This is a genomic window from Bacteriovorax sp. DB6_IX (assembly GCF_000447775.1).
In the GTDB taxonomy this organism is placed as follows: domain Bacteria; phylum Bdellovibrionota; class Bacteriovoracia; order Bacteriovoracales; family Bacteriovoracaceae; genus Halobacteriovorax_A.
Genome location: NZ_AUNJ01000434.1, coordinates 1 through 8,923 on the forward strand (window position 1 = coordinate 1; position 8,923 = coordinate 8,923).

General features: G+C 37.5%; 11 protein-coding genes. 2 read left to right on the top strand and 9 right to left on the bottom strand.

The window, feature by feature from the left end; all coding sequences use genetic code 11:
• A partial coding sequence (locus M901_RS13440; RefSeq protein ID WP_021278759.1) for a peptidylprolyl isomerase occupies positions 1 to 232 on the top strand: 232 nt, incomplete at its 5' end.
• Between the two features lie 29 nt (positions 233 to 261).
• On the opposite strand, the gene M901_RS13445 is transcribed toward M901_RS13440, so the two are convergent.
• The 9 genes from M901_RS13445 to M901_RS13485 form a co-directional block, all read right to left on the bottom strand.
• A complete protein-coding gene (locus tag M901_RS13445) occupies positions 262 to 444 on the bottom strand; it encodes a hypothetical protein (protein ID WP_021278755.1) in 183 nt (60 codons plus the stop codon).
• Positions 445 to 467: 23 nt separating this feature from the next.
• A complete protein-coding gene (locus M901_RS13450; RefSeq protein WP_021278753.1) occupies positions 468 to 752 on the bottom strand; it encodes a cytochrome C oxidase subunit IV family protein in 285 nt (94 codons plus the stop codon).
• A gap of 26 nt (positions 753 to 778) precedes the next feature.
• The gene (locus M901_RS13455; protein ID WP_021278752.1) at positions 779 to 1,465 is read right to left on the bottom strand and encodes an SCO family protein; all 687 of its coding nucleotides are present in this window, start codon (positions 1,463 to 1,465) and stop codon (positions 779 to 781) included.
• Positions 1,466 to 1,480: 15 nt separating this feature from the next.
• Positions 1,481 to 2,353, bottom strand: a complete 873-nt coding sequence (locus tag M901_RS13460) for a c-type cytochrome (RefSeq protein WP_021278756.1) — start codon at positions 2,351 to 2,353, stop codon at positions 1,481 to 1,483.
• A gap of 12 nt (positions 2,354 to 2,365) precedes the next feature.
• The gene (locus M901_RS16745) at positions 2,366 to 2,947 is read right to left on the bottom strand and encodes a cytochrome c oxidase subunit 3 (protein ID WP_021278757.1); all 582 of its coding nucleotides are present in this window, start codon (positions 2,945 to 2,947) and stop codon (positions 2,366 to 2,368) included.
• Positions 2,948 to 2,968: 21 nt separating this feature from the next.
• On the bottom strand, positions 2,969 to 4,696 hold the full coding sequence (locus M901_RS13470; protein ID WP_021278760.1) for a cbb3-type cytochrome c oxidase subunit I: 1,728 nt from the start codon (positions 4,694 to 4,696) through the stop codon (positions 2,969 to 2,971).
• Positions 4,697 to 4,723: 27 nt separating this feature from the next.
• A complete protein-coding gene (locus M901_RS13475) occupies positions 4,724 to 5,545 on the bottom strand; it encodes a cytochrome c oxidase subunit II (RefSeq protein ID WP_021278750.1) in 822 nt (273 codons plus the stop codon).
• Between the two features lie 88 nt (positions 5,546 to 5,633).
• Positions 5,634 to 7,406: a heme o synthase gene (cyoE, locus tag M901_RS16750; RefSeq protein ID WP_053335882.1), complete on the bottom strand. Its 1,773-nt coding sequence runs from the start codon at positions 7,404 to 7,406 to the stop codon at positions 5,634 to 5,636.
• Positions 7,407 to 7,465: 59 nt separating this feature from the next.
• On the bottom strand, positions 7,466 to 8,431 hold the full coding sequence (locus tag M901_RS13485) for a heme A synthase (RefSeq protein WP_021278751.1): 966 nt from the start codon (positions 8,429 to 8,431) through the stop codon (positions 7,466 to 7,468).
• Positions 8,432 to 8,467: 36 nt separating this feature from the next.
• On the opposite strand from M901_RS13485, the gene M901_RS13490 reads away from it, so the two are divergent.
• The coding region (locus M901_RS13490; RefSeq protein WP_021278758.1) for a tryptophan 2,3-dioxygenase family protein at positions 8,468 to 8,923 on the top strand (456 nt) is incomplete at its 3' end.

The following is an 8,923-nucleotide window of genomic DNA, read 5'->3' on the forward strand; positions in this document are numbered from 1 at the left end:
CCAACTACTCAAAGCGGAATTTAATAAACTACAACATATAAGAGGGACTATTGCCATGGCCCGCAAGAAAACAGATGTAGATAGTGCTGATTCGCAGTTCTATATTTCTTTAGCAACACTTCCTCATTTAGATGAAAAATACACTGTCTTTGCACAGGTTGTAGATGGATTGGAATTATTGGATAAGATAAAAGAAAAAGATAAGATTATAAGTATTGAGTATATTGAATAAAAAAAAGCGGGTTATGAAACCCGCTTTTTTTATTTTCCATGTCTTTTCTTATCTTTGATATAGATAAAAGATTTTAATAGGAATAATGCAAAAATAAGTCCTACAATGATCCACCAAGTTTTAAATTGTGGCTGTCCCCCTTTAATAGGAGCAACATTTTCTGAAATTGTAGTCGTTTGCGTATTAGTTTGTGTATTCGTATTGTTCGACATATTCCTCTCCCTGGATATGTTTCTTATCTAAACATTGATTCTAGAATAACAACAGCAGCATAAACACCTGCAGAACAAGGAATAGCTGCAATAAATTTTAGCCAACCTTTTTCTTCATTTAGGTGCATATAAAAGTATGCAACTAGAAAGGCCTTACCAAGTGCTAGCCCAATAAGTGAACTTGCTTTAATTGCATAGCTTACACCTTCTAGACCTGGAATTAAAAGTTCAAGACCTGTTAAAACAGCAAGAGCAAAAAATATACCCCAGTAAAGTTTTTTATGACTGTGATGAGCAGTATCTGACATCTGACTCTCCTTATCTCTCTAAGCGATTAGTTTCTCGCAAATTCTTTTCTATTCATTAATAAACCGATGTCGATCATAAGTTGGTTGATTCCATCTTTTGTAGAATCATAATAACCTCTGATATTTCCATCATAATCAACAAGAGCAAACTTTTCGGTGTGAGCAATATCAAACATTGTGATTGTCTCACCCTCTAACAACATCTCCGACTCTTCTCTTTCACCCATTGGAACTTCGAAGCCATCGATAACGACTTTTTTCATCGCTTCTTTTTCACCAGTTAAGAAAGTCCAAATATGTGGATTGGCCCTTCTTTTTCTAGCGTACTTATATAGTACCTCAGGTTTATCTGTAATGGGATCAACAGTGAACGAAACTAGAGCAACTTTTTGCCCTAAACCTCTAATTCTCTTTTGAATCTTTTCCATTTCCTTAGTTAACCTTAGGCAAGAAGACGGACAAGTCGTAAAGATAAAGTTAGCAATATACGCTCTTCCTTTTAGGTCATTTGAACCATATGGCTTATTAAAACCATTTACTAAAGAAAACTCTGGAAGCTTCTTTAGCACAGGAAGTGGCGGTGGCAGCTCTCTATTAACTGATCTAATGATCGGATAAGAGAATGTAAAAATCATAAATACGATCCAGAAGAACTTGTTTGTCACAAGTTTCTCGATGAATGTATTTGATCTTCTGATTCCTACAGCTGCCATATTTTCCTCAATAAATTATTTAAGACCTTTCATGAAAGCTTTTCTTTCAGGAGTATCTTTTAAATCCATTAGGTATTTAACATAGTGAGAAAGAGCCCAGATTTGTTCATCTGTAATTGTCCCTTTCCAGCTTGGCATAGCAGTTCCACCAACACCTGCAGAAAGTCTTACAAATAGCTCTTCTACAGTTTCAGCAGATCTTACAGAGTGCCATGTAAAATCAGGCGGAATGTTTTTAAATCCCCACTCTGTTTCTTGTAGCTTTATTTGATAAGCATCATCAGTGATATCTGAAACACTCATATCTGCAAGCTTAGCAAGTTCAGCTTTTGGAACATATGCCTTATGACATGACCAACATGCAGCTTCACCGTGGTAAACTTTCTTACCAGCTTCAATAGCAGCTTGCTTGTGTGCCGGCCCGTAAGGGTTTTTAGACACAACAATTTGCTCACCTAATTTCTTATCTTTTCCTTCCCAAACTTGAGGAGCAAAAGTTTTGATATATTGAACAACTTGATACATTTGTTGTTCAGTTAAATCCCATGGAAGCATCGCTGTTCCATGTAGACCTTTTTCTAAAATTTTATAAAGATGCTTATCATGTGGTAGTTCACCAGCTACAACTTCACCAAATTTAAATACACCAGCAGTAAAATCTCTTGGTGGTACTTTCATTGCTTTAGCTGCTACACCTTTACCGTCACCATCTACACCGTGACATGGCATACAGAATTCAGTGTAAATCTGTTTTCCCTTATTAAGATCTACTTTCTTAACATAAAGTCCACCAGCGAAAACCTTGTCTTCTCTAAAGTGGTTCTCAGAACAAGAAACAAAACTTAATAGAACAAAGATCGATGTTAAAGTTAGCCACGTTCTTTTCATAGTTATCCTCTATTAATAAACAAACATTACGATATACATTACAAACCATACCAACCCAAGAAAGTGCCAAAACTTTCCAACATTTTGAACCCAAGTAATTCTGTCCATATCATACCCTTCAAATAGTCTAGGTACGAGAAACAGAAGTGAGACAAGGGCCATAACGATATGGGCGGCGTGAATCCAAGTTAGAGAATAAAATAATGATGGATAAGCTCCACCTGAGACCCATAGTCCCATCTCTTTCATCGAATTCCATAATTCAAGTTGAACAAGCATAAAACCAAGACCGAGGCCCATAGTTAAACCAAAGAATGCTCTCATTTTCCCCAATTGGTTTGTCATAAAAGCCTTTTCGAAATTCATAAAGAAAACCGAGCTCACTCCAATAATTAGGGTACTAATTGTTGGAAGAGTTAAAGGGATTCTAGCAAGACCCTGTGGTGGCCATGTATCAGTCGTTAGCCTGAAGACAATGTAGCCCAACAAGAGAGTCGCAAAGAGCATAGCAAAAGAAACAAGCAGTACCGTCATACCGACGGCATGTACTGCTTGCTTACCTTGTATTTGATTTGCTTCTAATGCTTTATTCATAACTTAAAAATCTAATTTACCTTAAACTAATTCTTCCGTTTGGTATTGGAAGTCTCTATCACCAGTTAAATTTGGGTTTCCAAATTCGTGTGGTCCACATTTTACAACAGGAATTTCCTTAAAGTTGTAAACTGGAGCTGGTGAAGGAATTGTCCACTCAAGAGTTCCAACTTCCCAAGGGTTGTCAGATGCTTTCTCTTTCTTGAAGAAAATTGTGTATACAAAGTTGATCACGAAGAAGAATTGAGCAACACCCATAAGAAGTGCTGAGTAAGTTACAAAAGTGTTCATTGGAATTAGTCTTTCAAGGAACTCATATACGAATGGGTTATAGATACGTCTGTGCATACCTGCATAACCTACGATCATCATTCCCATGAAAACACCATTAAGACCTAAGAAAGTTAACCAGAAGTGGATATGTCCTAGAGTCTCGTTTAGCATTTTTCCGAACATTTTTGGCATCCAGAAATAAACTGCTGCATAACCACCAAGAAGAACAGAAGCTGCCATCGTGTAGTGGAAGTGCCCAACAACAAAGTATGTATCGTGTAGGTAGAGGTCAGTCGTTACAGTTGCAAGGTAAAGACCTGTTAGTCCACCAAGACCGAATACGAATACAACACCCAGAGAGAAAATCATTGGAGTTGGAAATTTAATCGACCCCTTCCAAATTGTTCCTAACCAGTTAGCGAAGAAAATCGCTGATGGGATAGAAATTGTCATCGTTAGAGTCATAAATGATTGTGTAAGTAGTGGACTCATTTGAGTCGTATACATGTGGTGACCATATACAACTGTTGAAAGAATTGTAATAGATGTCATAGCAAGAGCTGTCGCTTTCGCACCAAATGCAGGTTTTCTAGCAAAGAAAGAAAGTAAGTCAGATACAATCCCCCAAGCAGGAAGAATAAGGATATAAACTTCAGGGTGTCCAAAAATCCAAAAAACGTGTTGGAATAAAATTGGGTCACCTGTACCAGAAGTTGCAGCTGCTCCAGCAAGGAAGAAAGTCGTTCCAAAAACTCTGTCAAAAATCAGAAGTAGAAGACCTGCCCCAAGAACTGGAAGGAAGATTGCATTTAGAATAGCTGTTAGACCTAGACCCCAAACAGAAAGAGGCATGTCAAAGTATCCCATTCCCGGTGCTCTTAGAACAATGATAGTTGTGATGTAGTTAACAGCACCCATTGTTGAAGAGATACCTAAAATGAAAAGTGCAAGCGTCCAAAGAGTTTGCCCTGCCCCTGGAGATCCAATTAGAGTTGATAGCGTTGGGTATGAAGTCCAACCACCAGCAGCGGCCCCAAGAGGAGTAAATAATGAAGCAAGAAGGATAACCCCTGACACAAATGCTAACCAAAAAGAAAGCATATTAAGTAAAGGGAAAACCATATCTCTCGCACCAATCTGAAGAGGAATGAGGAAGTTTCCAAATGCCCCAATTAAAATCGGTGTGATTGCATAGAAAATCATAATCGTACCGTGCATAGTAAATAGCATCGCGTACGTATCAGGAGGAACTACTCCACCAGTTTCAGGGAAAAGGAAGTTACCAATGATTGGGAATGCTTGCCCTGGAAAAGCAAGAGTCCAACGAATCATTAGTGCCATAATTCCACCGATACCTAGAAAAAGAATTCCGTACCATAGAAATTGCTTACCAATAACTTTGTGATCGTAAGAAAAGATATACTTCGATAAAAAAGTTTTTGGCTCTGAATGAATGTGCTGTTCAAAAAACGCCATTGTATATTCTCCTAAATTACTTCTTAATTACCATTGCCATTTCCAACCCCAGAATAACTCAGGGTTTTCAATGTCATTCTCCTCAAGGGCCTTTGCTTGAGCTTCTGAAAGCCAAGCTGCATAGTCCTCTGGAGAATAAGTTGTTAGGTGTGCTTTCATTCTGTAGTGGTAAGTTCCACACATCTCTGCACAAGCGATATCCCAGTTACCAGCCTTAGTTGGTTGGAACCATAGTCTTGTTAGACGTCCTGGAATCGCATCAACTTTTCTTCTCGCATTTGGAAAGTAAAGTGAATGGATAACATCTTTTGAAAGAACTTGAATGATTACTTTTCTGTCAATTGGAAGACGTAGATCATTTAATTGAACAACATCATCCTCAGTGTTGAAAAGACCATCCTTACCAGCGTATCTAAAGTGCCATGCCCATTGCTGACCAAGCGCCTGAATACGGACAGGTTTGTCCTTCTCTGTTGGCCAATTTGTGAAAACGCCAACAAAGTCATCGTTAGACATTCTAGTAATGTTCATATCAATACCAATGAATACTGATAGACCAATAATAGTTGCCACGATAACGTGAATCTTTTTATTCCCATAAGTGTAATAAGCCTTTGGGTGTCTTGATGCTCTATAAGCCCAAGAAAAACCAAATAGCCCGACACAAACGAGAACAAAGAAAAAGATGTTCATGTAAGTTGTGTACCCGAATAACCAGTCAATTAGGTTACCATGAACAGAAATGTCCTCAGGTGGCTTCATCATATTCCAAAGCCTTCCCCAAAAACCTAGTTGCTTATCAGCTGCTTGAGCAACTGAAGCAGATAAAAATGGTGTAATAAATCCCATTAGAACCTTCCCTTCTATTGAAATCTTGTATTTATGCAATTAGTTACAGTTTAAAATTTTAACTTCTTTTTAATACATTTACTACGATTTAGCTAAGGAAAATCATTGCCGCCATGAGTAAAGGCAGGTAGATAATTGAACCCCAAAAATATTGACGCGCCCAAGCAATGTATTTTTCTTCAGATTTTGTGAAGAATCCCATTACACTCTGAAGCGTAAAGGCAATCCCCAACACGCTTGAGGCAATCAAATAGCTAAATGACGATAGTTGATAGAAGTACGGTAGTACCGATACTGCTGCCAAAACAATTGTCAAAAGTAGTATTAATATTTTTAAAACTTTTTCGCTTAAAACATGAGAGTAAACTTTGATGCCACCAGTCATATAATCATCATTGTGATAAATAGAGATGGCCATGAAATGCGGAAGTTGCCAAATAAAGAGAACAGCAAAAAGAATCCAACCAAAAGTATCGATATGACCAACTACAATTGTTCTTCCCATTACCGGTGGAATTGCACCAGGAATCGCTCCAACATAAAGAGCTAATGGGCTTTTCCTCTTCATTGGTGTGTAGGCAAATAGATAAAGTGCAAAGGCCACAAAACCTAGAATTGCCGTATCAACATTGACATAGACAACAAGTAGTGGAATCGAAACACCTATGAGAACAAGACCTTGAATAAGGGCAATTGTCGGACTTAGCCTTCCAGATGGAAGCGCTCGATCCTTTGTTCTCTCCATTTTCGCATCAACTTCCTTTTCCATCCAACAATTTAGTGTTGTCGCAGAAGCAACAACTAAAGCTGAAAGAAATAATGCGAAAGACAGATAGAAGAAATCAATAAATTTACCAGTGAGAAGAATACCAGAAACAATTGTTGCAATAACGAGAAGACCAAGTCTTGGTTTCGTTAATTCAAACATATCCCCTAAAACGGTTGGTTTCTCAACTCCAAATGTAGCAAGTTCAGTTTTTTTGAACCAAAATCTCAACGCAAATAAAGTAATGAGAATCAAGATCGCATAAATCATATGAAGTATACTTGGTATCTTCGAAGCTTCGATAGCAAGCATTCTATGAATACCAATCCAATGATTAGCTCCTAGAAGAATGATGGTCAAGAGAAGACCTGCTAGTCTTTTATTTTTAAATTCAAAAGCGTATCGCAACATTGAAAAACAATAGATTGCCATAGTAATAAAAACCACAGCAATTGCGATCCCATTATAATAATGTAGGGCTTGAAGCTTTCCAGCTAGTGTTACAGGCCAATAAGACAACTCTCCAGCCGCATTCTCACAAAGAAGCTTAATCCCCTGTCCAGCATGGCATAGTGGCCTTGCAACAGTATTCTTTAAAATTCCCCCAAGGAAAAATTGACCTACTCCCATGAGGATTAAAATATTAACAAAATCTTTTCCCTTGCTCTTGTAGAGGCTAGCTTCAAACTTTTCATATCCTTCATCTGGAAAGAGAAAGTGAGCAAAAGCGATAATATAGGCCACACTTAAGAAGAGGTGGAAAACTGACATAATCGTAGGGAAATTATAAACAACATTAAGGGCACCAAGGATTGACTGAACAATAAGAATAATCAGACCAAATCTCAGGTATTTTCGTTGAGCTATATCTTCTTTAGGAGTTTTGATTAATAAGAATATATTGATAAGAACAACCAAAAAGGCAACTATACGATGGAGCATCGAGTAGCTCGTTAGAACGACTGTTTGCTTTGTATCATAGCAAATGGGCCAACTTAGACACTCTAGTCCAAGTGAATCTGACTGAACGATTGCTCCTAAGACAATTAATATGAATGTTAGAACGATATTTATCGCTGCCGCTGTTCTCAACACTACGTTAGTTCCATTTTAGTTTATCGCCTTATACCTTTGGGACTATAAAACGTCCAATACTATAGGGATTCAGGCTGAGCTTTTGAAAGAACTACAATCAGTTCATACATATAACTCATTAAAAATACAGAAAGTAGCAAATGTATCGGCTGAACGATCGCTGGAAATGAGAAATATGCAAGAATAGCACCCCCGGCAATTTCACCTATCAAAACAAGCGCTATTGATATACAAAGTTTTTGAACAACTAACGTGTCCTTATAATCCTGCATTAATTTCTTAAGTAGGCTAACCACTCCGATTAAAATTACGGCCGAAAAAGTTCTGTGGATATAGAAAACATAATCTAATCTATCTACCCAATTTGATTTAGCTAAATTCGGTTCTAGATTTGTAATATGATCGATTTGTTCTCTGACCTGTGTACCTAAAATAACTTGAATAAAGGTTAAGATCAGCATCACCCACAAGATACTCTTATACTTCTTAAGACTATCTACTGTCTTAATTCTCTCGAGCTTAATAGAAATATGCTTTAAGTGCTGAAGAACAAAAATTAAGAGTATTGCTAAAATCATATGAGCCGTTATTACTCCTGGCTCTAAATGGGTCGCAACAACTTTCGAACCTAGCCAACCATTTAAAATGACAAGAAATAATGCCAACTGACTGCCCCAAAAAATTCTTGGTTTTTCAGATTTATAAGCAAATGAGAAATAACTGAGGATCAAAACAGCAATCCCCGTCCAAACACCAAATAATCTATTGATATATTCAATCCACGTTTTTACTGGAGAAAAGTCTGCAATCACCCTACCCGAAACAGCAAATTGTTCTTTGTAATCAACCGGTAACTGAGAAATGTCAGTCGGAGGGATAAACTGTCCAAAGCACTTCGGCCAATCAGGACAACCCATACCTGAGCCAGTACTTCTTACTAGTCCACCTACAGCTATCAGTGAGAAGACAGTAAAGATGACAATCATGAGAGATTTCTGGTACTTTTGTTGCTTATCAATAGTCATTTTATAACCTTATTTTGTGTATCTGAGGGGTACAATATGCATAATATAAATGAGCCTGTCTACTATGGGGAATACCTTGAGCTTGATAAGCTGTTGGATTCTCAAAACCCTAAATCGAAAAAAATCGGAAATGAAGCTCATGATGAAACTTTGTTTATCATTGTGCACCAAGTATACGAATTGTGGTTTAAACAAATTCTCCACGAGCTACATTCTGTTCGAGAAATTTTTGATAACTCTAAAGTTGAAGAGTCTCAGCTCTCGACGGTGGTTCATCGTTTAGAAAGAATAAAAAAAATTCAAGGCGTACTCATTGATCAACTCGATGTTATGGAGTCAATGACTCCGATGGACTTTCTAGAGTTCAGAGATCTTCTTGTTCCGGCCTCAGGTTTCCAGAGCGTTCAGTTTAGAGAGATTGAAATTCTAATGGGTTTAAAAACTAATCAAAGAAAAGAAGTTGATAGACAATATTTCCTAGGAAGACTTAAA

What these genes read in the sequence shown, in the direction of transcription:
- M901_RS13445 (WP_021278755.1), bottom strand. Translation starts at nt 444, where the DNA reads ATGTCGAACAATACGAATACACAAACTAATACGCAAACGACTACAATT.
- M901_RS13450 (WP_021278753.1), bottom strand. Translation starts at nt 752, where the DNA reads ATGTCAGATACTGCTCATCACAGTCATAAAAAACTTTACTGGGGTATA.
- M901_RS13455 (WP_021278752.1), bottom strand. Translation starts at nt 1,465, where the DNA reads ATGGCAGCTGTAGGAATCAGAAGATCAAATACATTCATCGAGAAACTT.
- M901_RS13460 (WP_021278756.1), bottom strand. Translation starts at nt 2,353, where the DNA reads ATGAAAAGAACGTGGCTAACTTTAACATCGATCTTTGTTCTATTAAGT.
- M901_RS16745 (WP_021278757.1), bottom strand. Translation starts at nt 2,947, where the DNA reads ATGAATAAAGCATTAGAAGCAAATCAAATACAAGGTAAGCAAGCAGTA.
- M901_RS13470 (WP_021278760.1), bottom strand. Translation starts at nt 4,696, where the DNA reads ATGGCGTTTTTTGAACAGCACATTCATTCAGAGCCAAAAACTTTTTTA.
- M901_RS13475 (WP_021278750.1), bottom strand. Translation starts at nt 5,545, where the DNA reads ATGGGATTTATTACACCATTTTTATCTGCTTCAGTTGCTCAAGCAGCT.
- M901_RS13485 (WP_021278751.1), bottom strand. Translation starts at nt 8,431, where the DNA reads ATGACTATTGATAAGCAACAAAAGTACCAGAAATCTCTCATGATTGTC.